At 39.1% G+C, this 24,038-nt stretch carries 21 protein-coding genes and 2 pseudogenes; 7 read left to right on the top strand and 16 right to left on the bottom strand.

What is annotated here, in order from left to right:
* The first annotated feature begins 210 nt into the window (after positions 1-210).
* Positions 211-1,656 carry a glycerol-3-phosphate transporter gene (gene glpT, locus L5B90_RS10295; protein WP_250351500.1) on the top strand — a complete coding sequence of 482 codons (1,446 nt, stop codon included), beginning with the start codon at positions 211-213 and terminating at the stop codon, positions 1,654-1,656.
* A 90-nt stretch (positions 1,657-1,746) separates the two neighbouring features.
* The gene (gene glpQ, locus L5B90_RS10290; protein WP_265762883.1) at positions 1,747-2,844 is read left to right on the top strand and encodes a glycerophosphodiester phosphodiesterase; all 1,098 of its coding nucleotides are present in this window, start codon (positions 1,747-1,749) and stop codon (positions 2,842-2,844) included.
* Positions 2,845-2,947: 103 nt separating this feature from the next.
* Here the strand turns inward: glpQ and L5B90_RS11655 are convergent.
* The 7 genes and pseudogenes from L5B90_RS11655 to L5B90_RS10260 all read right to left on the bottom strand — a co-directional run.
* Positions 2,948-3,130: pseudogene (locus L5B90_RS11655) on the bottom strand (hypothetical protein); the annotation flags it as partial.
* Between the two features lie 499 nt (positions 3,131-3,629).
* Positions 3,630-4,958, bottom strand: coding sequence for a TRAP transporter large permease (locus L5B90_RS10285; RefSeq protein WP_250363650.1), 1,329 nt, complete (start codon positions 4,956-4,958; stop codon positions 3,630-3,632).
* Between the two features lies 1 nt (position 4,959).
* Entirely contained in the window at positions 4,960-5,496 is a 537-nt protein-coding gene (locus L5B90_RS10280; RefSeq protein ID WP_250363649.1) for a TRAP transporter small permease subunit, read from the bottom strand.
* A gap of 69 nt (positions 5,497-5,565) precedes the next feature.
* Entirely contained in the window at positions 5,566-6,573 is a 1,008-nt protein-coding gene (locus L5B90_RS10275) for a TRAP transporter substrate-binding protein (protein WP_250363648.1), read from the bottom strand.
* Positions 6,574-6,604: 31 nt separating this feature from the next.
* Entirely contained in the window at positions 6,605-7,753 is a 1,149-nt protein-coding gene (gene dgoD / locus L5B90_RS10270; RefSeq protein WP_250363647.1) for a galactonate dehydratase, read from the bottom strand.
* Between the two features lie 15 nt (positions 7,754-7,768).
* Positions 7,769-8,410 (bottom strand): 2-dehydro-3-deoxy-6-phosphogalactonate aldolase, encoded by a 642-nt coding sequence (locus L5B90_RS10265; protein ID WP_250363646.1) that lies wholly within the window; start codon positions 8,408-8,410, stop codon positions 7,769-7,771.
* 13 nt (positions 8,411-8,423) lie between these two features.
* Positions 8,424-9,320, bottom strand: coding sequence for a 2-dehydro-3-deoxygalactonokinase (locus L5B90_RS10260; protein WP_250363645.1), 897 nt, complete (start codon positions 9,318-9,320; stop codon positions 8,424-8,426).
* Positions 9,321-9,505: 185 nt separating this feature from the next.
* Here L5B90_RS10260 and L5B90_RS10255 point away from each other — a divergent pair, with 185 nt between their 5' ends.
* From L5B90_RS10255 to rsmB, 4 genes and pseudogenes are all read left to right on the top strand, one after another.
* Positions 9,506-10,219 (top strand): FadR/GntR family transcriptional regulator, encoded by a 714-nt coding sequence (locus L5B90_RS10255; protein ID WP_250363644.1) that lies wholly within the window; start codon positions 9,506-9,508, stop codon positions 10,217-10,219.
* Positions 10,220-10,302: 83 nt separating this feature from the next.
* Positions 10,303-10,651, top strand: a pseudogene (locus tag L5B90_RS10250) (transposase).
* A 256-nt stretch (positions 10,652-10,907) separates the two neighbouring features.
* On the top strand, positions 10,908-11,867 hold the full coding sequence (gene fmt, locus L5B90_RS10245; protein ID WP_265762881.1) for a methionyl-tRNA formyltransferase: 960 nt from the start codon (positions 10,908-10,910) through the stop codon (positions 11,865-11,867).
* Between the two features lie 26 nt (positions 11,868-11,893).
* Positions 11,894-13,237: a 16S rRNA (cytosine(967)-C(5))-methyltransferase RsmB gene (gene rsmB, locus L5B90_RS10240; RefSeq protein WP_265762981.1), complete on the top strand. Its 1,344-nt coding sequence runs from the start codon at positions 11,894-11,896 to the stop codon at positions 13,235-13,237.
* Positions 13,238-13,389: 152 nt separating this feature from the next.
* Here rsmB and L5B90_RS10235 read toward each other — a convergent pair whose 3' ends face one another.
* The 8 genes from L5B90_RS10235 to rapA form a co-directional block, all read right to left on the bottom strand.
* Positions 13,390-14,139, bottom strand: coding sequence for an amino acid ABC transporter ATP-binding protein (locus L5B90_RS10235; protein WP_250363641.1), 750 nt, complete (start codon positions 14,137-14,139; stop codon positions 13,390-13,392).
* Positions 14,140-14,148: 9 nt separating this feature from the next.
* Entirely contained in the window at positions 14,149-14,832 is a 684-nt protein-coding gene (locus L5B90_RS10230; protein WP_268738993.1) for an amino acid ABC transporter permease, read from the bottom strand.
* Between the two features lie 22 nt (positions 14,833-14,854).
* Positions 14,855-15,637 (bottom strand): amino acid ABC transporter substrate-binding protein, encoded by a 783-nt coding sequence (locus tag L5B90_RS10225; protein WP_250351004.1) that lies wholly within the window; start codon positions 15,635-15,637, stop codon positions 14,855-14,857.
* Positions 15,638-15,822: 185 nt separating this feature from the next.
* The gene (gene hemN, locus L5B90_RS10220) at positions 15,823-17,190 is read right to left on the bottom strand and encodes an oxygen-independent coproporphyrinogen III oxidase (protein ID WP_265762878.1); all 1,368 of its coding nucleotides are present in this window, start codon (positions 17,188-17,190) and stop codon (positions 15,823-15,825) included.
* Between the two features lie 10 nt (positions 17,191-17,200).
* Positions 17,201-17,635: a DUF2489 domain-containing protein gene (locus L5B90_RS10215; protein WP_265762877.1), complete on the bottom strand. Its 435-nt coding sequence runs from the start codon at positions 17,633-17,635 to the stop codon at positions 17,201-17,203.
* Positions 17,636-17,638: 3 nt separating this feature from the next.
* Positions 17,639-18,205: a Der GTPase-activating protein YihI gene (yihI, locus tag L5B90_RS10210; RefSeq protein WP_265762876.1), complete on the bottom strand. Its 567-nt coding sequence runs from the start codon at positions 18,203-18,205 to the stop codon at positions 17,639-17,641.
* 88 nt (positions 18,206-18,293) lie between these two features.
* Positions 18,294-18,953 carry a bifunctional tRNA pseudouridine(32) synthase/23S rRNA pseudouridine(746) synthase RluA gene (gene rluA / locus L5B90_RS10205; RefSeq protein ID WP_250351000.1) on the bottom strand — a complete coding sequence of 220 codons (660 nt, stop codon included), beginning with the start codon at positions 18,951-18,953 and terminating at the stop codon, positions 18,294-18,296.
* Positions 18,953-21,847 carry an RNA polymerase-associated protein RapA gene (rapA, locus tag L5B90_RS10200; protein WP_265762875.1) on the bottom strand — a complete coding sequence of 965 codons (2,895 nt, stop codon included), beginning with the start codon at positions 21,845-21,847 and terminating at the stop codon, positions 18,953-18,955. Before rapA ends, rluA begins: the two co-directional genes overlap by 1 nt.
* A gap of 248 nt (positions 21,848-22,095) precedes the next feature.
* On the opposite strand from rapA, the gene pnuC reads away from it, so the two are divergent.
* Positions 22,096-22,776 carry a nicotinamide riboside transporter PnuC gene (gene pnuC / locus L5B90_RS10195; protein WP_250350998.1) on the top strand — a complete coding sequence of 227 codons (681 nt, stop codon included), beginning with the start codon at positions 22,096-22,098 and terminating at the stop codon, positions 22,774-22,776.
* A gap of 66 nt (positions 22,777-22,842) precedes the next feature.
* On the opposite strand, the gene L5B90_RS10190 is transcribed toward pnuC, so the two are convergent.
* A complete protein-coding gene (locus L5B90_RS10190; protein ID WP_250350997.1) occupies positions 22,843-23,979 on the bottom strand; it encodes a Gfo/Idh/MocA family protein in 1,137 nt (378 codons plus the stop codon).
* Between the last annotated feature and the right edge of the window lie 59 nt (positions 23,980-24,038).

The following is a 24,038-nucleotide window of genomic DNA, read 5'->3' as shown; positions in this document are numbered from 1 at the left end:
AGAAAATAAAATGCTCGATTTTGTATTAAATTCTGTGAGGTAGATCACTATTTATCCTTCCTTGAAAAAAAGTTGTTATTTTTTTGTGATAAACATCACATCTTAAAATTTATTTACTTTTCGTTTTTGATTTTATCGTTATGATATGGCGGAAATGTTCGTATAAGAGCGTATTTCATTTATAAAAAATAACAATATTGGAGAATTTCTATGTTTGGACCATTTAAACCAGCGCCGCATATTGCGGAGTTGCCAAAAGAGAAAATAGATTCCACTTATAAACGTTTGCGTTGGCAAGTGTTTGCGGGAATTTTTTTCGGTTATGCCGCTTATTATTTCGTGCGTGCTAATTTTGATTTAGCACAAAAAGGGTTGATTGAAGCAGGGCTTTATAATAAAGCCGAACTCGGTATTATCGGAACGGGGGCGGGTTTAGCCTACGGTTTATCTAAATTTATTATGGCAAGTATTTCGGATCGTTCAAATCCGAAAGTGTTCTTACCTTGTGGTTTGTTGCTTTCTGGTTTATGTATGACCCTAATGGGCTTAATGCCTTGGGCTACATCGGGCATTTTAGTGATGTTCGTGATGATTTTCCTCAATGGTTGGTTCCAAGGAATGGGGTGGCCACCTTGTGGTCGTACAATGGTTCACTGGTGGTCTAAATCAGAACGTGGAACCATCGTCTCTATTTGGAACTGTGCGCATAACGTAGGGGGAATGGTTCCGGGGGCAATGGTGTTATTAGCCAGTGCAATTTATTTCAGCGAACACGGCGTGCAAGCGACAGCTAAAGATGTATGGCAACAAGCCCTTTATTATCCTGGTATTGCCGCAATGCTTGCTGCGATCCCTGTTTTCTTTGTAATGAAAGATACGCCACAATCTTGCGGATTGCCTGCGATTGAAAAATGGCGCAATGACTATCCTGATGATTACAATGAAAAAACATACGAAAATGATCTTACTGCAAAAGAAATTTTCGTTACTTATGTATTGAAAAACAAATTGTTATGGTACATCGCGATTGCTAACGTGTTTGTTTATCTTATTCGTTATGGTGTCTTGAAATGGTCGCCTGTGTATTTAGGAGAAGTGAAACATTTCAACATCAAAGGGACTGCGTGGGCATACACTATTTATGAATTAGCCGCGATTCCGGGAACATTAATTTGTGGTTGGGTATCGGATCACTTGTTTAAAGGTAAACGTGGTTTAACTGGCTTTATTTTTATGATCTTAACCACCGCAGCAGTGGTCGCATTATGGCTTAACCCAGCAACACCAGAGTCAGAATTAGCGCAATATGCGGGTAAAGCTTGGTATGAAAACCCATATCAATTAACAGACTTTATCTTAATGACAACCATTGGTTTCTTAATTTATGGTCCAGTAATGTTGATTGGTTTACACGCCCTTGAACTTGCACCGAAAAAAGCGGCGGGAACAGCAGCAGGTTTCACCGGCTTATTTGGTTACCTCGGTGGTACAGTTTCGGCTTCAGCCGTTGTTGGTTGGGCTGCAGAATATTACGGCTGGGATGGTGGTTTCTATGTAATGATCGCAGGGGGGATCTTAGCTGTGTTGTTACTTTTAATCGTAACTATTCAAGAAGCAAAACATAAAGCCGCATTAGGTGATCACTACGGCAAATAATCTATAAACAAAAGGAAGTCTGAAAAAGGCTTCCTTTTTTCTTGGCAAAAATCTTTGTAAAAAATAACCGCACTTTAAAAGGAGGTTTTTATGACGTTTAAACTCAAAAAATTAGCACAAGTTGTGGCGTGTTCCACTTTAGCTTTCACCTGCGTACAATCTGCATTTGCAATACCAACAATGGATAACAAAGAAAAGCTCGTTATTGCTCACCGTGGTGCAAGTGGCTACTTACCAGAGCATACCTTAGAAAGTAAAGCCCTTGCGTTTGGACAGAAAGCGGATTATTTAGAACAAGATTTAGTGATGACAAAAGACGATCATCTAATTGTTATTCACGATCATTTTCTAGATGGTTTAACCGATGTGGCAACGAAGTTTCCTGATCGTAAGCGTGAAGACGGCCGTTATTATGTGGTTGATTTTACACTCGCCGAAATTCAGTCTTTAAATATGACTGAAAACTTTGAAGTGAAAGACGGAAAACAAGTGCAAGTTTATCCTGATCGTTTTCCAATGTGGAAATCTCATTTTAAAATTCATACCTTTGAAGATGAAATTGAATTTATTCAAGGCTTAGAAAAATCTACAGGGAAAAAAATTGGTATTTACCCAGAGATTAAAGCACCTTGGCTACATCATAAAGAAGGAAAAGACATTGCCAAAGCCACCTTAGAAGTGCTAAAAAAATATGGCTATACAAAAAAATCTGACCCTGTTTATTTACAGACCTTTGATTTTAATGAACTTAAACGGATTAAAACGGAATTACTTCCACAATTAGGTATGGATTTAAAATTGGTTCAGTTAATAGCCTACACTGATTGGCACGAAACGGAAGAAAAAAATCCGCAAGGTGAGTGGGTAAACTATGATTATGGCTGGATGTTCAAAGATGGCGCAATGGCAGAAGTGGCAAAATATGCTGACGGTGTCGGACCCGGTTGGTATATGCTGGTTGATAAAGAACATTCTACGAAAGATAACGTCGTTTATACCCCATTAGTGAAAGAATTGAAAAAATATAATATGGAATTACATCCTTACACCGTACGTAAAGATGCGTTGCCAGCCTTCTTTAGCAATGTCAATCAAATGTATGATGCGTTACTCAATCAAGCTGGCGCAACAGGGATCTTCACGGATTTCCCAGACACTGCGGTGAAGTTTTTGGGGAAAGATAAATAGGCTGTAAATCTGCTTGAAACCTGAGTTAAATAAAAAGGGCGGTCTTAGATAAACTAAGCTAAAAGCCATTTAACTAATTGTTTTATAATAGAAATTCTAGATTTTAAGTTTCTTTTATTAGAATACTATTTGAGCAGCCCCCAAAAGCTGGACGGGTTAGTAAACTATAAATATTGGGCACTGTATTTGTGCAGGGCCCAGTCCTTTTAAAGCCACTTCGTTTTTGGTTGTAATACATCACATATTCTTCAAGTTCAGTTTGTAATAGCGCTATTGATGTATAGCTATGAGAGTAAAAAACGCTCGGATTTCAAAATAGTAAAGAAACTTTCAATCACCGCATTATCATAGACGAGACCTCGTTGACTCATACTAGGAATTACTCTCCCTTCTGACATTTTTCGCCAGGCTTTTGTACCATAAAGTATACCTTGGTTACTGTGAATAATGGGGTAATCCGTGGCGTTTAATTGGTTTAACCCTTGTCCCAACATTTTTTACTAAGAGGAATTTTGGACGTGTCACAAACTCATATGCGATAATTTCTTGATTGATCAAATCCATTAGCACTGGAAAATAAAGCTTCTCTTTCAAAAAAGCTTTTAGTTACTTAATGACAATAGCGTTAGAGATCTGATAACGTTTAGAGAATTCTCTGATACCCACATCCTGTTCGATGACTTATTTGATAATTTCTAAACGAAATTAATAAGGATAGGACATGATCTGCACCTCAAATTAGGAGCCACTTTTTTGGGGGCAGATCATTTCTTTTTTTGAATATACTATTTAATTAAGAACAAAGTAATTTCAGGAAATGCGATTAATAATGTTAACAATATTATTTGGATAAAAATAAATGGAATAACTGATTTAAAAATATCTACTAACTCAACCCCCTTAGGTGCTACGCTATGTAAATAAAAAGCAGCAGGTCCGAAGGGAGGAGATAAAAATGATACTTGCATATTAACACAAAATAAAACACCAAACCAAATAGGATCAAAGCCTAGATTTTGTACGATAGGGACAAAAATTGGCATAGTTAACATAGCAATGCCAATCCAATCTAAGAATAGCCCTAACACAAACAGAATAATCATCATTAATAATATGATGCCAACCGGAGATAGGCCAGAGCTAATGAGTAAAGATTCAACAAAATGGTTTCCTCCAACTAAATTATAGATGCCGACTAAGATATAAGCACCAATTCCGATCCACATGATCATGCCACAGGTTTGCATTGTTGTGTAAGAAGCATCTTTGAGTACGGATATAGTTAATTCTTTACGATATGTGGCAACACTCAATACCGCAATAACGCCTACTGCGGCAGCTTCTGTAACTGATGCAATACCACCATAAATACTGCCTAAAACTAATAATGCAATAATACTTGGTAGCGCAATATTGATTCTTGCTTTTTTGCGCTCTTCTTTAGAAATCGGCGCATTTCGTTCTTCATCAGGGATAGCGGGTAACAATGCTGGGTTTAGTTTTCCTCTGATAATAATGTAGATGATGTACATAGCAGCGAGCATGAATGCAGGGATAAAGCTTGCGGTAAATAAATCACCAATAGAAACTGAAGCTACTAATCCATAAATAATAAGTACAATACTTGGTGGAACCATTGTGCCTAAAGCGCCAGAGGATACGACTATGCCAATGGCTAGTTTTTTATCATAACCTAGTCTTAGCATTTGTGGTAAAGCCAGTAGCCCTAGTAATACTGTTTCGCCACCGATAATTCCCGACATCGTTGCTAAAAAGACGCCGATAATAACTGTTTGTAATGCTACGCCAGTTTTAAATCTTCGAGTTGTTAACCACATGGCATTGTAAAGATCTTTAGCTATTCCTGTTTTATCTAATAAGGAAGCCATCAATACAAACATTGGAACTGCTAATAGAGAGTAACTGGTCATAAAACCATAAACACGATTTATAATTAATGGGAGTATATCTGGACTAAACCAACCTACAGCTAGTAATGTCGCGACTAAACCTGTGAGAAATGCAAGTGGAGTGCCTAATACTAATAGCAAGCACATTGCTATAAATAATATTGTCGTCACAGACTCAATGCCTAATTCGCTGAAACCAAACATATTATTTCTCCTTATTTATAGAAAAGTGCGATAGCAATTTAAAAAATACTTGGATAATAAAAATCATCGTTAACACAAAAAGAGAGGCTTTTAACAGTCCTGGGATAGGTGGATTCCATGCCGATCCCGATCTTTCAAGCATAAGTTCGCCAGAGGGAGAAAATATAGCTGTTTGAGCGACAAAATAAGCAGAATAAGCAAGTAGCAATAAAAAAGCTAATGTGACGAGTTTACTGAATATTTCGAGAATATTTCTCCATTTATCAGGCACGTTATTAAGAAGTATAGGTACTCGGATATGTTTATCTCTACCATAAGCAAACAAACCAGCATAGACCATTAAGAAACCTGCTAATGCGATACTAAGTTCATGAACCCATTCGGTAGGACTATTAAAAATGTAACGAGCAATGATTTCATAAAATGAAATAAATACGATGAATAAATATAGCCATGATAGCCTTCGACCCACTTTCTCAATTATTTTATCTATCGATGTTAATGTAAGTTCATTATGTGTTTCGTTGTTGTTACTCATAACTGCCACCTAATAAATAATTTATTAGTTATAGCCAAATTTAAATTTGGCTATAACTTGTATTTTAGATTACTGGATCATGCCTTTATCTTTCAGATATTTCATAACTGTATCATAGTATTTTTGTGACATAGGTGATTTAGTCGCCCATTCTGGCCACATTGTTGTTGCGATTGCTCGCACTTTTGCTATTTCTGCAGGTTCCCATTGAATAATGGTGATATCTGCTTTTTTATGTTTAACTGCATCTTCATCTAATTTTTGATGCATTGCTAAGAAACCTTCTGCATATTGTTTACCTGCTTTGTTTAGAACAGTTTTTAAATCTGCAGATAAAGAGTCATAAGTTTTCTTATTTAAAGTGACTTGATTGACGGGCATCGAATGCCAACCTGGGTGAATAGGATATTTAGCAATATCATTCATACCACTTTGTTGGTTGCGGGCAAAAATAGAATAGTCCGATGCATCAATAACACCTTTTTCAAGTGCTGTATAAACCTCTGAACCAGGCAGATTGACTGGAGATGCATTAAGGTTCTTAAATAAAGCTTGAACTAAACCTTCAGGTGCTCTTATCTTTACTCCTTTTAATTCCGCAATATTATGGATAGGTTTTTTAGATACTAATGATTCAACACCTACCGTACTGACTGCTAATAATTGCACACCATATTTATTGAGTAATTCATTGGCAACTTCGAATCCCCCGCCATTATACATAAAGTCAATAAGATCTTTAGGATTGCTCCAAGCACCAATCAAATTTCCATATAAAGCAAATGCAGGATCTTTACCAGAGAAATACGATGGATCGGTGAAATCACCTTGGATAATATTCATATTGATAGAATCAAGCGTTTGATTATGTTCAACTACAGAACCTGCTCCTAAGACGTTGATATGAATTTTTCCGTCTGACATTTTTTCTACATCTTTTGCCCATTGTTGTTGGTATTTAAATGCATCATCTCCAGGTTGATCTGATGATTGAAAATTCCAATTGTATTGTGCTGAAAACACGTTAGCAGAAAAAATAGCTAAAGAAGTAATAATAAATTTTCTAAGTAGTTTCATATCATTTCCTCCATTAAAGTTTACAGAATAATTACCATTCAGCAAAAGAGCCATCTTTATTGCGCCAAATAGGATTACGCCATTTACTATTTAATGTATTTTGCGTATTCATAAATTCTTCGTTAATTTGGATACCTAACCCCGATCCTGTTAACAAGTCGCAATACCCATCTTTAAAGTGATATACCTCCTTATTAAGCATATAATCTAAAACATCATTTTCTTGGTTATAGTGAATGCCTATACTCTGTTCTTGAATTACAGCATTAAGACATACAGTATCTACTTGTAAACAAGAAGCTAAAGCAATAGGCCCTAGTGGACAATGAGGGGCTAATGCTACATCGAAAGTTTCTGCCATATTCGCAATTTTTTTCATTTCGGTAATACCACCACAGTGCGATACATCCGGTTGTAGAATGTCAATACCTCCACGCATAAGAAGAGATTTAAATTCCCAGCGTGAAAACATTCTTTCACCCGTTGCAATCGGGATAGCGCCATATTGTGCTATTTCATGAATTGCATCTAAATGTTCAGCAAGTACAGGTTCTTCCACAAACATAGGATTAAATTGAGCAAGTTCTTTCATGAGTACTTTAGCCATTGCTTTATGTACTCTGCCATGAAAATCAATGCCGATACCAAAATCTTTACCTGTCGCATCTCTAATCGCTTGAACACGAACTAATACTGCATCAACTTTGGAATAATCATCAATAAAATTAAGTTCTTCAGTTGCATTCATTTTTATTGCTGTAAACCCTAATGCTTGTCTTTCTTTGGCCATTTTAGCTACATCATCAGGTCGATCTCCTCCTATCCAAGAATACATTCTCATTCGATCTCGACATTTACCTCCTAATAGCTGAAAAACAGGCGTGTTTAATGCTTTTCCTTTGATATCCCATAGTGCTTGATCTATACCAGCTAAAGCACTCATCATAATTGGGCCGCCACGATAAAAAGAAGAACGATACAGTACATTCCAGTGGTCTTCTATATCTCTAGGATCTTTACCAATAAGATATTCCATTAATTCTTTTACACATGTGTGAACTGTATGAGTCCGACCCTCTAAGCAAGGTTCCCCCCAACCTACAATTCCTTCATCGGTTAATATTTTAAGAAATCCCCAACGAGGAGGAACAATATATGTTTCATAACCAACAATTTTCATGATCGTTTCCTTATGTTACAGTTGTGATTTGGCATTTTCATAGCATGATTTAAATGCTTCGGCACGTTTGGCAAATTCATTGAAATCTAACCCTGAACTATAAAGCGCACTTCCTATACCAAATCCACTTGCACCAATGGCGAGAAATTTTTTCATTTGTTCGCTGTCTGCATTAATGCCACCTACTGGGAAACATAATATTTCTGGTGGTATGACTGTTTTGATTGCTTTAAAGCCGTTATATCCGAATACTTCAGCAGGATAAATTTTTAATAAATTTGCGCCACAATGAATAGCATCATAGGCTTCGGTCGGTGTCATTACGCCTACAAAAATCGTACAATTATTCGCTTTAGCCAGTTTTATAACATTGGTATTCATATTGGGGGTGACGATGAATTTTATGCCTATATCAAGCACCTGTTGTAATAAATGTTCATCAGTTACGGTTCCTGCACCAATTAAGCATTGCTGACCAAATTGATTGTAAAGCAGGCGTAAGGTGTCTAATGCGTTAGGGCTATTTAATGGCACTTCAATATAGTAGTAGCCTAATTCAATTAATTTAGAGACATATTGAACTGACTGATCAGTTGTAATACCCCGTAGAATGGCCACTAAGGGCATTTTTTCATTTAAAATTTCTTGTTTTTTCATATAACACCTACAATTAATTATGGGTATGTTGATGGATATATGATATTCCTTTGATAAAGCATTGTTCTCCATCAATAATTTCTGCCTTTTTACCGACAGAAAGTGATGCGTCTAAGTATTTTTGAGATAATGTTGAGTTGCCAATAATATAGTATTGGTCATATTCGCCTAATAAATTGATTTCATTCCCAATAAGTAAGCCGGAGAGATAAGAACGTATTTGTGTAGGGGATAGCATACTGTTAAGTGATAATGTTCTCGCTGAAAATAAGATCGCATTTAGTGGATAGTTATAACCATTTTTTACCCCGAATAAAAAGCTATCATGATCATCGTATTTTTGAGGCACATCTTTGGTTAAGATACTGTGTTGATTGAGTAAGGAAAATAATTCCCCAGTCATTATCGATATAAATGTGTTCATTTTTCCTTTTTCGATAACAACTTGTTTGCTGTGGGTACCGGGTAAAATAGCTGCAATATTTTCTTGATTTAAAATACGTTGCAAACCGAGTAATTGAGTTTCTTCTCCTCGCATAACATCATACATTCCTAATTTATTCATGCCACTGATACCAGGGACAATAAATGCGGGCGCTTCCCAAGGTAGTTTGAATGTTAAGAGGTGATGAGGAATTTCTGACAGATTTAATGGCATAGATAAATAATTAGCTTCCTTCCAACCTTGCTTGGATCCTACCATTCCTGCCATATAAATTGGAGTTGATGCGAGATCAGTCGAGCATTGCCATTGTTGTATATTATTTAGCAATGTATCAGCAAAATCTTTTTCTTTAATTGATAATAAGCCTTGATCGCTATCTATTCTATCGATAACGGACATTTCATGATCCATAAAATAGGCTCTAAAGTTCGTTGTTCCCCAATCAACAGCAATCCAGTTTTCCATCTTATATGATCCTCAACTCAATTCTTGTATTACAAGATTATATTGAATAAAAATATTTTTTCCGTGATCAGTATCACAAATTTAAGAATATACATAATTTATTAGTTATTGTTTTATAAGTTATAATAGATTAAATCTTTTTATTTTTGATGTTGTTTCTTGTTATACAAGATTTAGAGGTGAAAATGCTAAAATCTCAAGTGATTATGAAAGCGCTTATTCTTCGATGTTTATCAGGTGAGTTTAAAGAGGAAGAGTTACTTCCTGGAGAAATAGAATTATGTAGAATATTTAGCGCATCTCGAACGCCAGTGAGAAGTGCTTTACAAGCAATGGCAAGTAAAGGAATTATATCGATAATCCCTAAAAAAGGGAGTTTTGTTAATAAATTGGATAAATGGAATTGGTTAGATAGTGAGATATTAGAATTTATCTATCAGGCAGACATTGCCCCTTATTTTATAAAGAACTTATTAATAACAAGGTTGACTTTTGAACCGAGCATTTGTGCCATATCAGCGGTTGCCTCTGATACAGAAGATCTAATGAATATACATAATGGCTATCTCCTAATGGTGAAAGGAGCAGAGCAAAATAATAGAGATATTTTTCTTGAGGGGGATATGTTATTCCATTCATCTATTGTTGCATCATGCAAAAACCCATTTCTATCATCAATGAATGGCCTATTATCAACTGCAATGAGATTGTCTTTTGATAAGACATTAGAAATTGATATACATACTAAATTACCAGCATTAGACAAGCATAAGCTACTTTTGGAAGCAATAAGAATGAGAGAACCCGAAAAAGCAAAATCTATTTCCAGAGATCTTATTTTATCGGCAGTAACAGCAATAGCGACGGATAGCGATACTGAGTTCTTAGAAATAGTTTAACTAACATAAAAAAATCACCGCTCTTTAAGCGATTAAAGTGATCTGCACCCCAAAAACTGGACATCTAATTAGAGGTGCAGATTATGTCCTATACTTATCAATTCCGTTTAGAAATTATTAAACAAGCCACCAAACAGGATGTCGGTATCAGAGAAGTGGCTAAACGTTATCAAATTTCTCATTCTCTTGTGATTAAATGGTTAAAAGCCTTTCACGAAAGAGACTTAGAAGGGGTAAAATCACCCTTTATTCAACCTAAAAGAGTTAAGCTCAAAATGAAGAAAAAAGAGATTAAGATTCCTGAACCCCACAGATTTATCCCCTAAAGCCGTTAAAAAATTGCAACGTGAGCTGGCTCTCGCCCGTGCAGAGATTGCTTATTTAAAAAAGTTGGAGGAATTAGACCGGCAAAAACGACGGCAGAAAAAATAGCCGCCATTCACGATTTAAAGCAAACGCACGCGTTAGATGATTTACTGAAAGTGGCGAAAATGCCGCGTTCTACCTTTTATTATCAAGAAGTTAAGCGCGATTACTCGGTAGAAAAAGCGGCAATATTCTCGCTTTAATAGACCTTTCTTTCAGCATTTTTTTCACCCCAAGTTAAAAATACATTATACTTAACGCTAAGAATTACCTTGCATCTATAACTATTTGCATAATGACTAGCATAACGAAGAGAAATGCGATGACAAAACCTTTAAATATCATTTTTGCAGGTACGCCAGAATTTGCGGCACAACATTTGGCGGCCTTGTTGAATTCAGAACATAATGTAATTGCGGTTTACACCCAGCCAGATAAGCCCGCAGGACGTGGTAAGAAACTACAAGCCAGTGCGGTGAAACAGTTAGCGGAGCAACATCAGATTCCTGTTTATCAACCTAAATCCTTACGCAAAGAAGAGGCGCAACACGCGCTCGCTGCGTTAAATGCCGATGTGATGGTCGTGGTGGCGTATGGGTTAATTTTGCCAAAAGCGGTTTTGGACGCACCAAGATTAGGTTGTTTGAATGTACACGGTTCCATTTTACCTCGTTGGCGTGGCGCTGCCCCCATTCAACGCGCTATTTGGGCAGGCGATGCTCAGACGGGGATCACCATTATGCAGATGAATGAAGGCTTGGATACGGGAGATATGCTGCATAAAGTGTATTGCGATATCAGCGCTGAAGAAACCTCTTTGAGCCTTTATCATAAGCTGGAAAAAATTGCCCCAAATGCGTTGCTTGAGGTATTAAATGGTTTAGAGGCAGGACAATTTCAGCCAGAAGTGCAAGATGATGCCTTGGCTAACTATGCCGATAAACTGTCTAAACAAGAGGCTAAATTAGATTGGCAATATTCCGCAGTACAGCTTGAGCGTTGTATTCGAGCTTTTAATCCTTGGCCGATTAGTTATTTTGTTACGACCGATAGTGATGGCAATGAACAGACCTTAAAGGTCTATCAAGCAACGGTGTTACCTCATCAGAATCAACCTGCTGGTACGATTTTACAGGCAGATAAAAATGGCATTCAAATTGCCACAGTCGATGGCGTGTTAAATCTTACTCAGCTGCAACCAGCGGGTAAAAAGCCAATGTCGGCACAAGATTTACTTAATGGCAGAGCAGATTGGTTCCCCATAGGTAAGGTATTAGCATAATGAAGCAAACAAAACCTCAAGATAAAATGCCTAAAAAAAGTACCGCACTTGCTGCGAAATCCCTTTCTGTGCGAGCCGTGTCGGCACAATATCTTTTGCAAGTGTTAGATAAAGGACAATCGCTTTCTACCTTACTTGCGGAAAAAAATCCTGCGCTGAAAGAACAGGATCTTCCTTTATTACAAGAAATTTGCTTTGGTGTATGCCGTGTGTTGCCCCGTCTAACACAAATTATTCAGCAATTAGTGGATAAGCCGTTGAAAGGCAAAACTCGCCTTGTGCATTGTTTATTGCTAGTGGGCTTGTATCAACTTTTATATTTACGCACTCCCGATCACGCGGTAGTCGATGAAATGGTAAAGGCGACGCAAAGCCTGAAATTAGACAGTTTCAAAGGCTTGGTGAATGGCGTGCTACGCCGTTTCTTACGCGAACAGGCGAATATTCTAGAGAAAGTGGATAAACATTGGCAAACCTTACACCCAGAATGGTTGGTGAATAAGCTGAAAAAAGCCTATCCAAATTGGCGAGAAATTATCGAAGCGAATAATCAAAAACCGCCAATGTGGTTAAGAGTGAATGTGCAACATAGCAATGTTGATGATTATCTCGCTTTATTACAAAAAGCAGACATTGACGCAGCGGCGGGAGAGCATCCGCAGTCCATTCGTTTAATACAGGCAAAAAATGTGGCGCAGTTACCACACTTTATGGAAGGTTGGCTCACCGTGCAAGATTTGCACGCTCAATGGTCAGCGCGATTACTTGCCCCACAAAATGAGGAAGTGATTTTAGATGCGTGCGCCGCACCGGGAGGAAAAACCACCCACATCTTAGAACTTGCCCCGCAAGCCAATGTGATCGCATTGGATGTAGAACGACATCGCTTACAACGAGTGGAAGAAAATTTAGCGCGAATGGGACAAAAAGCGTTAGTGATTTGCGGTGATGCAAGCCAGCCAGAACAGTGGCTCAGTCAGATTCAGCAGCAATTCGGAGAAAGTGCGGTGCAATTTGACCGAATTTTGCTTGATGCCCCTTGCTCTGCAACAGGGGTTATTCGCCGCCACCCTGATATAAAATGGTTACGTAAAGAAAGTGATATCGCCCCTTTGGTCGCCTTACAAAAAGCCATTTTAACTGCCTTATGGCAACGCTTGAAACCGAATGGCGTGTTGCTTTATGCCACTTGTTCATTATTGCCAGAGGAAAACAGCGCGCAAATTACTGACTTTTTACAACAGCACCCTGAGGCGGAATTAATGCCACTGCCATTCCCTGAGCAAACACAAGCTGGTCATCAATTTTTTCCGCAAGAAAATGGTGGCGATGGCTTTTATTACGCGAAATTAGTGAAAAAAGCGGATTAAATTTTACAACGTGGTTATGATACGAAAATAAGAAGTGCGGTGTTTTTTACGCCATTTTTTCTCCTCACAGCGCCGACTCTTAGCTGATAAAACGGTAAGAAAAAACCGATGATTTCTCATCGGTTTCGTTTTTTTATCACGCTTTAGTGTTGTCATTCTGCCTTTAAACGATGTAAAAAGGCTTTAGTGCGTTCGTGTTTTGGATTGGCAAATAATGCTTGTGGCGAACCTTGTTCAACAATGACGCCACCGTCCATTACCACAACTACGTCCGCCACATCTAGGGCAAATTTGATTTCGTGTGTTACCACGACCATTGTCCAACCTTCGTTAGCGAGTGCTTTCATTGTGTTTAGCACATCTTGTACTAATTCCGGATCGAGTGCGGAAGTGGGTTCATCAAAGAGCATTAATTCAGGTTGAATCGCCAGTGCGCGAGCAATCCCAACACGTTGTTGCTGACCGCCTGAAAGTTGGTAAGGATAAAGATCTTTTTTGTCTAGTAATCCCACTTTTTCCAATAAGGTTTCAGCTTCTTGACGAACGATTTTGGGATCGCGTTTTTGCACTTGCACAGGGCCTTCCATAATGTTTTCCAAGGCGGTTTTGTGCGGGAATAGGTTATATTGTTGGAACACCATTCCTGATTTACGGCGCAAAGGTAAAATCTGCTTATTGATATTGTTACTTGCAAAATCGACGGTGAGTGGATTTTCTTGGGTAAATTCAATCGTGCCTTGCTCTGGTAATTCTAAGGCATTCAAACAACGTAAGAAAGTCGTTTTGCCTGAACCTGAAGGCCCAAGAATAACCACCACTTCGCCTTTGTGAATATCAAGATCAATCCCTTTTAGTACAGGATTATGACCAAAGGTTTTATGAATATTGCGTACTTTAATCATTGCCTTCCCCTATCTTGCCACATAGCGATCTAAACGTTTTTCTACCCGCGCTTGAATGATGAACAGCACAAAACAGAAACACCAATATACTAAACCAGCCTCAATATACACTGGTAAGAAATCGTAAGAGGAATTGGCGATTTGCTGAGCTACACGGAACATCTCTGTTACAGTAACAACCGAAGCAAGCGATGTATCTTTAAACAAGCCAATAAAACTGTTACTCAACGGCGGAACGGCAACACGAAACGCTTGCGGTGCAATAATTCGACGGAAAGTCTGCATATAGGTCATACCAATAGTATAGCCTGCTTCCCATTGTCCTTTCGGCACGGATTGAATCGCTGCACGCACGGTTTCTGAACCATAAGCGCCAACATTAAGGGAAAACCCAATAATTGCCGCGGGAATCGGATCGATAAACACTCCCAATGCAGGTAAGCCATAAAATACGACTGAAATTTGCACCAACATTGGCGTACCGCGAATAATTGAAATATACACTTTGGCAATGGCGAGTAGAATACGATGTAAACACCCATTAACAGGTGTTACTCGTAACAATGCCACGCCAATTGCAATGATCATTCCCAAAAAGAAAGAAACGACAGCAAGCGGTATTGAAACCAATACCGCTGCTTTAACCATTGGGAGAAACCCATTTATCACCAGCTCAGCACGCGCATCGGTCATAAAGGGTAAGGAAACTAAGAAATTATTTAACACTGATATCCTTTCCAAAGAATTGTTCACCTAATTTTTTCAATGTGCCGTCATTGCGTAACTCAACAATTGCGGCATTGATTTTATCTAGGGCATCATTATTGCCTTTATTAGCCACAAACCCGGCACCCACTTTATCTTCTGATTCCCAGAATGGTTTTAAACCTGAATTTGGATTTTTCTTTAAATAATCCAATAGGGCTAAGGAATCATTAAAGGTAACATCTGCGCGTTTTTGCTGAATTAATAATAGTCCTTGTGCCATACCATCAATAGGTACAATTTGCGCACCATATTTCACCGCTAGCTCACCATAGTTTGAGCTAAGTGTTTGTGCCGCTTTTAAGCCTTTTACATCTTCAACTTTTTGAAGACGATTTTCATCTTGACGCGCTAATAGCATCGCCCCAGACCAGCTATAAGGTTCTGATTTATCAAAGGTGGCCTGACGTTCTGGTGTGGTTAATGCCACTTGGTTTGCCACTAAATCAAAGCGTCCACCTTTTAGGCCTGCAAGCATTGCGTCCCATTGGGTTTCTTTAAATTCTACGGTTACCCCCAATTTTTCTGCCACGGCACGGGTAACTTCCACATCATAGCCGGTTAATTTTCCGCTCGCATCGTGATAAGTGAAAGGGGCATAAGTGCCTTCTGTACCAACCGTAATAGTCCCTTTATTGTTGATACGTTCAATCAAACTTTCTGCTGCAACAGCTTGAGTTGCAGTTGTGATAGCGAAAAGTGCGGTAGAAAAAAATGCTAATTTTTTCAACATAATAGTCTCCTTTGAGTAGATTTCGTTAAGTGCTAGGCATTGTAAAAGAAACAGCATGATTTACAAATAACTTAAAGGAATATGTTATAAAAAAGTTAAATATACTGAATTTCTTTAACTCGCTTCGTACTTCTAAGCTCACAGTTTACCCGCTCAATGCAATCGCTTTGAGCGGATCATTGAGATTAAATAATTCGTGAGAACTGCTGACGTCTGGCTTGTTGTCGTGAATAGGTATCAAAACATAAGCAAATATTGCGGATGAGCAAATGTCCCACTGGTGAAACCTGCAAGCCTTGATTGCCTATTTCAATGAGTCCATCTTCCGCCAGAGGGGCAAGCAATTCCAGATCTTCTGCAAAATGAGTTTTGAAATCAATGCCATATTGCTGTTCAAAAGGGGCATAATCCAGTTTGAAATTACAAATAAGTTGTTTGATCACATCACGGCGTAAGCAATCTTCTTGGCTCATAACAAAGCCTTTGTGAAGTGCGGTGCTTTTTTGTTCAATATCTGCGTAATAATGTTTTAGCTCTTTTTGGTTTTGTGCATAAGTATCACCTAGCAGGCTAATTGCAGAAACGCCAAGTCCAAGCAAATCACATTCTTCTTGTGTGGTGTAACCTTGGAAATTTCGGTGTAGCACGCCATTTTGTTGGGCAATCGCTAGCTCATCATCCGGTTTGGCAAAGTGATCCATTCCAATAAAGCGGTAACCCGCCTGACCTAAGGTTTCAATGGTCTTTTGTAAAATGGTGAGTTTGGTCTCTGGTGCAGGTAGTTGATCCTCTTTGATTTTTGCCTGCCCCGCAAAGCGACTTGGTAAGTGCGCATAGTTAAACACGCTCAAACGATCGGGATTCAGTTCGATCACTTTTTGCAAGGTAAACATAAAACTTTCAACGTTTTGCAATGGCAGGCCATAAATCAAATCTAGATTGGTGGACTGAAAGCCTAAAGCGCGTGCGCGTTCTAACAAAGCGTGAATAAAGTCTTCATCTTGCTCACGGTTTACCGCTTTTTGCACTGCTTTATTGAAATCCTGCACACCCATACTAATTCGGTTAAAACCGATTTTGCGTAAGTGATCAAGGGTTTCCAATTCAATTTTGCGTGGATCCATTTCGATACTAATTTCTGCGTTATCACAAATCTCGAAATGCTCTCGCAACATTGCCATTAAACGGCTGGATTGTTGCTCAGTGAGATAGGTTGGTGTGCCACCACCCCAATGGACTTGGGTAACCTTGCGGTTGCGAAAAAGTACGGCACGATTTTTAATTTCTTTTTCCAAATAATCGAGATAAATATCCGCTTTGTGCTGATGACGTGTAATGATTTTGTTACAAGCACAGAAATAGCATAATTTATGGCAAAACGGGATATGCACATAAAGGGAAAGCGGACGATCTGGGTAACGCCCTGCTGCCGCTTGAAAATCCTGTTCATTATAATGTTCATTAAATTCTAGCGCCGTTGGGTAAGAGGTGTAACGCGGTCCAGAATAGTTATATTTTTGAATTAACGCGGAATCCCACATAGTTCCAGACATTAATTTCCCCCTAAATATTTTCAATATCAAGCAATAATTGATTTAATTCCAACAAAATTTTTGGCTCTAACTTTGCCTCAGCACTTTCACGTGTTAGATCTAAACGCATACGCTCGTTCTTTTTTAACGCTTTCCGTGCTTGATGCGTTGGCATTTCCTTCACCACCTCATAAAGTTCTACCATAGCAGGGTAAGCGGTGATTTTTAGCCCCAAAGGATCGAGTAACATTTTTAACCGAATCGCCCCTTCAGACAAATTGCAATCACCATTTTGCATTGCCCGAGCGATAATCTCAATACTCTCTTTGAGGCGTTTTACACGAGCCAAACGCGCATTCTCTAACTGCTGTTTTTGTTGCTTTAAGGCACGCAACAATTTCACCGCATAAGCGGTTAATCCCACAATAATCAAAAGCCCGAGGGCAACTAAAAGGTAAATCCACATAAATTATTTAAACTGATTAATATCAATGGTTTCAAAAGTGCGGTATAAATTTTCCGCATTTTCTTCATCGTCTCGGATGCCAAGTTGATCCATAAGCTGTGCAATGCGATTTAAACATTCATCCACAAAGGCCTGATCTTGACGGCTTAAGGTTTTACCTGCTTCAAGCTCATCTAATAAGTCATTCAAGCATTCATTATTTTCAAGCTGTTCAAGTTCCACCATTGGATCAAGGGCTTTCTGTTTTTCTACCGCAACGGGTGGAATGGTCATCCCTTTTTCAGGTTTATTGACGAACTCTACCACGAGTGGAATTTTCTTGCGGCTGCCTACACGAGGATCTAACTTCACTTGTTGTTGCAAGGCGTTATTTTCTTCTTGGCGACTATGGCGAGAACCCGCGGCTAAGCCTTTATGTTTTTTCTTTCTTTTTTCTTCACGCGCTTTGGCATCTAATTCATAACGTGTTAGTTTGCGTCCACGTCCAGTTGGGACGTTTTGCGTTGGTTTATCCGCCTTGCGTGTTGGCATAATATCCGTAATACGGCGTGTTTTCTTTTGACGGGACATAATTTATCTCAAATAAAAATGAATAAGGGAGAATTGTAGCATTAAATCACCAATTCTCCGCATTATTTCTGTGATTGGTTATAATCAATTAAAATGGCACTTCTGCCGTAAAATTCATTATTTCGCCCGTTAAAGGATGGCGAATCTGTAAAGATTGCGCGTGCAAGCATAAACGTGGCGACATTGCTTTCGCTTGTGGATGCGCATAAAATTTATCACCTAAAATGGGATGACCAAGAGCGAGCATATGTAATCTTAATTGGTGCGAACGCCCTGTAATGGGGGTAAGTTGCACCCTTGTGCTGTTATTGGGTAAGCGCGCTAAAACCTCAAAATTTGTTACCGCACTTTTGCCTAGCTCAAAACAAATCTTCTGTCTTGGACGATTTTCCCAATCGCAAATCAGTGGCAAATTCACCGTGCCACTTTCCTGCTGTAAATGTCCCCATACTAAGGCTTGGTAAGATTTCTTCGGCTCACGCTCACGAAACTGGCGTTTGAGTTCTTTGTCCGCAAGTTTACTCATCGCAAACAACAAAATCCCACTGGTTGCCATATCAAGACGATGCGCTGGCTCGCAGAAACCATATTTTTCTTTCACTCGCGACATTGCACTGTCGTAATATTGCGGTTGATTTCCCGGTACAGAAAGTAAACCGCTCGGCTTATTGAGCAATAAAATATGGTTATCGTGATAAATCACCTCTAGCCAAGGTTCACGTGGGGGACGGTAGTCAATTAATGCCATTATTTACTCTTATTACTGATAATCACACGCAGGCTATCCAAGCGCCAAGTTGCTTTTTGCAAATGCTGCAAAATTTGCTCTCGCTCTGCGCTGAGTGCGTCAATTTCATCTTGGCGAATCGTTTTATTCACTTGTTTTAACGCGTGCAAACGGGTTAATTCGCTATCCAAACGTTGTGTGGCTTTCTGCTCAGCTTGCTGAATAAATTCCTCAGCTTGTTGAGCCATTTGACGATCGCCTGCTTTCAATAATTGTTCAATATTAGCGCGCAACATTTTGATCACCTTGCTCGCCATTTGTTTTGCCATAGGTTTAAGTTGTTTTTGTAACAACTCAAAGCCCACTTTTTCCGCGAGATTATTTCCTTTACCATCAATTAATAAGCGTACTGGCGTTGGTGGTAAGAAACGTGTGAGCTGTAATCCTCTTGGTGCTTGTGCTTCCACAATATAGATAAGTTCCAACCACATCGATCCCACTGGCAATTCATTATTGATGAACAATGATACGGCAGTTTTACCAATCTCGCCATCAGTAATCAAATCTATGCCATTGCGAATCATCGGGTGATCCCACGTGAGAAATTCAACCTCTTCGCGTGCTACCGCTAAATGACGATCAAAGGTAACGGTTACTCCCTCTTCTTTTAAGCCCGGAAAATCTGGTACGAGCATTGTGCCTGTTGGATGAATAACAATGCTTTTTTCACCTAAATCTTCCTGTTCCACGCCAATAATATCGAACAAATTCAAGGTGAAATTAATTAATTCGCTTGATCCATCTTGCGCGCCAATGGCATCTGCCAAGGCTTGGGCTTGTTCGCCCCCATTAGAGTTGATTTCCAATAGGCGATCGCGTCCTTGATCAAGCTGGGCTTTCAGTGCATCACGTTCAAGGCGAGTTTGTGCAATAAATTCATCAAAGTCCGCATTTTGTTCATTATGCTGTAAAAATGCTTGTAATTTTACACCGCACTTTTCAAATAACGTTGCCCCCATCGGACAGGTTTCTTCAAACGCATTTAATCCTTGATGATACCATTTCGCCAGTAGAACCTGCGGGCTATCGGCAAAACAAGGCGCATAAATCTCAATGTCTTGAGTTTGCCCGATACGATCTAAGCGTCCAATGCACTGTTCCAACAAATCAGGATTATCCGGCAAATTAAATAGCACGAGATGATGGGCAAACTGGAAATTTCGCCCTTCTGAGCCAATGCTGGAAGTCAGCAACACTTGCGCGCCTTCTTCCTGTTGAGCAAAATAGGCGGCAGCTTTATCCCGTTCCACAATCGACATATTTTGATGGAATACCGCACTGCGAATAGCCTCTTTTTCGCGTAATGCTTTTTCTAACTGAATGGCTGTATTGGCTTGATGACAAATCACCAACACTTTTTCTTCACGATAAGATTGTAAAAAATCAATCAACCATTCCACACGAGGATCAAAATCCCACCACGCTGCATCTGGATTCATTTTTTGGAAGATCTGCTCGGGATAAAATAAATCACTGGTTTTTACCTCACCTAGCATTTTCAACACGCCAATCGCATTACGATATTGTTTTGGCATTGGCAAGGTGATTTCGTGATAATGACGCAATGGGAAGCCTTTCACCCCTTGACGCGTATTACGAAATAACACACGGCTTGTACCGTGGCGATCGAGTAAATTTTCTATCAGCGTTTGGCGTGCTTGTCCTTTTTTCTCGCAATGTTGAAGATCAGCCAATAATGGCGCTATATCCTGATCGGAAAGCAAGTCGGCTAAATGTTTTTCTTCTTGCCTGCTTAATGGCTGTTCACTTAGTAATCCTTTCACCGCTTCAGCCACCGGTTGATAACGCTGTTGTTCTTGCACAAAGGCGTCATAATCATAAAAGCGATCAGAATCGAGCAGTTTTAAGCGTGCAAAATGACTTGCTTGCCCTAGCTGTTCAGGCGTTGCGGTCAGCAATAACACGGCTGGAATATGGCTTGCTAGCTGTTCCACCATTTGATATGCCAAACTAGGTGCGTGTTCCGACCATTCAAGATGATGGGCTTCATCCACAATGAGTAAATCAAATTCTGCCTTCACAAGCTGCTCAGCACGTTTGGGCTTTTGAATGAGCCAATCTAATGCACAAATAATCAAGGATTCTGTTTTAAACGGATTGGTTGCCACACCACCGTCAAGCCCATCAAAATCCGCACAACGTTCTTCATCAAAAAGTGAAAAATGTAAGTTAAAACGGCGTAGCATTTCTACTAGCCATTGATGCTGTAAGCTTTCTGGCACAATGATAAGTACTCTTTCTGCTCTTTCCGCAAAAAGTTGCTGTTGTAAAATCATTCCTGCTTCAATGGTTTTCCCTAACCCCACTTCATCAGCAAGTAATACGCGTGGTGCAATACGTTGCCCGACTTCTTGCGCAATATGAAGTTGATGTGGAATTAATCCACCACGAATCCCTCGCAAACCACGCAATGGCGATTGATATTGTGCTTGACGTTGTTGCAAGGCACGATAACGCAACACAAAATGCGAAACACGATCAATCTGCCCAGCAAATAAACGTTCTTGAGGCTTGCTAAAGGTAATTTGCGCACTGAGATCGGCTTCTTGCAATAGCGTTTCTTGCCCGTCTTCTTTTTGTACCAAATAAAATGCCAGTCCATTATGATCTAACACTTCAAGCACTTTTCCCTGCCAACCCTCTTTATGGCGAATTTCATCGCCTACGCTAAAAACCACTCGTACTAATGGGGCATTATCTAAGGCATAAATGCGAATTTCTTCGGCGGCAGGAAAATTGACCGTTACGGTACGATGATTAACTTCTGCAACCACCCCCAAGCCCAGATCATTTTCACTTTCACTAATCCAACGCTGACCAACTACAAAGGACATAAAATTTTCTCTTATTATTACTCTTACTCAATTGCTAACGCTTTATAGGTAAAGCATTTCGCGAATATTCAACCATCAAAAAGGGCGGCTATTTTAACGATCTTGCCACAAAAAAGAAATGAAAATATATACAACAAAAATGTGATTAAAATCACGTAAAGCAAATAAAAATGTAGCTTATCCTTGACTTTAAAAAAGTGCGGTGTAAAAATCGCAAGGTTTTTATTTCACTTATTGAGGATAATACAATGCGCTTATCTCAAACGCTCAAAAATGAATTTTTTGGTGGCTGGAAACCCTTTGAAGTTGTCTGGCTTTTCTTGTTTATTGCGGCACAGGTTTATGCCTATGTGCAATCCCCTGTTTCGTGGTTAGAAGCGCTCGCGGGTATTTCAGGGATTTTATGCGTGGTCTTTGTCGGGAAAGGGAAAATCAGTAACTATTTCTTCGGCTTGATTTTTGCTTATAGCTATTTCTATGTGTCTTTAGACAATAAGTTTTATGGCGAAATGACCACCACGCTTTATGTTTATATCCCTGCGCAATTTATCGGTTATTTCTTATGGAAAGAAAATATGCGTAATAACGCAGAACAAAGTGAAACGGTAATTGCTAAATTTCTCACCTTAAAAGGCTGGACAACCCTCATCACCCTTGTGGTACTAGGTTCTGCTACCTTTATTAGTATTTTAAAAACCACTGATGGTAATTCAGTGGGCTTAGATGGTGTTACCACGGTACTTGTTATTGCCGCACAATTATTGATGATTTTGCGTTATAGCGAACAGTGGATTTTATGGATTATTATCAACATTCTCTCTGTCATACTATGGGCAGAAACCCCCGCTATGTATCTAATGTATGGTGCTTACTTGCTTAATTCATTATATGGCTATTACAACTGGTCGAAACTTGCAAAAAATGCCTAAAAAAGACCGCACTTAAAAATGAAAAACTTGGCATAATAGCCAAGTTTTTTTATGTATTTAAGATGGTTAGGCAATTTCTTCTACATTAACCCAACGTTTTTCACGATAAGACACTGCTATTGCATCAAGAACACGAGAAACCTTAAAGCCTTCTTCAAAATCAGGATACATTGGCTTATTATTTGCTATACCATTGATAAGATCTCGAATTTCCACTGTTTTTTGATCATTAAAGCCAATACCATGCCCAGCACTTACACAGAAATGCTTATAATCAGGGTGAAGTGGGCCGGTAAGTAAAGTTTTAAAACCTTGTCGTGCTGGATCATCTGAGTGAAGATACAATTTTAGTTCAGCCATTCTTTCTTGCGTGTAGCTGATAGTCCCCTTAGTTCCGGTTATAACATAACTTAGTCCCATTTTACGTCCACAAGCAATGCGAGAAGTTTCAATCGTTCCCATACAACCGTTAGCAAAACGTACGATTGCTGCCGCTTGATCTTCATTTTCTACTGGGAGCTGTTCATTCAAATTTTGTGGATTTGGACGCATTTTGATTACAGTATCCATATCTCCAACTACACGTTGAATTTGGCTACCTACAAGATACTGTGACATTTGTATAATATGTGCCGCGAGATCACCTAGCGCACCCAGTCCTGCTTTTTCTCGAATACAATGCCAATCTCTTGGTGTATTGGGATCGGCGAGATAATCTTCATTATGTGTTCCATAAAAATGAATAATGTCCCCAATTTCTCCTCGCGCTATGATTTCTTTCGCAAGCTGAGTGGTTGGATTCTTAATATAATTAAATCCCACAAGGGTTTTTACCCCTGCTTTTTTTGCAGCTTGATACATTAATTTGGCATCTTCCGCAGTTAACGCAAGAGGTTTTTCTGAATAAATATGTTTACCTTGCTCAATCGCTGCTAAGGCAATTTCTTTATGTAGAAAGTTGGGGGTGCAAATATCTACCACATCAATATCAGGATCTTGCACCACATCACGCCAATTTCCTGTAGATCGTTTAAAGCCAAAGGCTTTGGCTTTTTCGGCGGCTAACTCAGGCGTTATTTCAGCTAGATAATCACATTCTAATTCAGCATCTAGCGGGAAAACCGTTGGCGCTTGCGCATAAGCAATCGCATGACAACGCCCAATATATCCTGTACCAATTAATCCAATTCTTACTTTTTTCATTTCTTTTTCCTTATGCAAGAAAAAAAGAGATTTCCATCACAGAAATCTCTTTTATGTTT

The organism is Avibacterium sp. 20-129, from assembly GCF_026226845.1.
Classification (GTDB): domain Bacteria; phylum Pseudomonadota; class Gammaproteobacteria; order Enterobacterales; family Pasteurellaceae; genus Avibacterium.
Note: the sequence above shows the minus strand (reverse complement) of the source record. Positions and strands in the feature narration are given on the sequence as shown.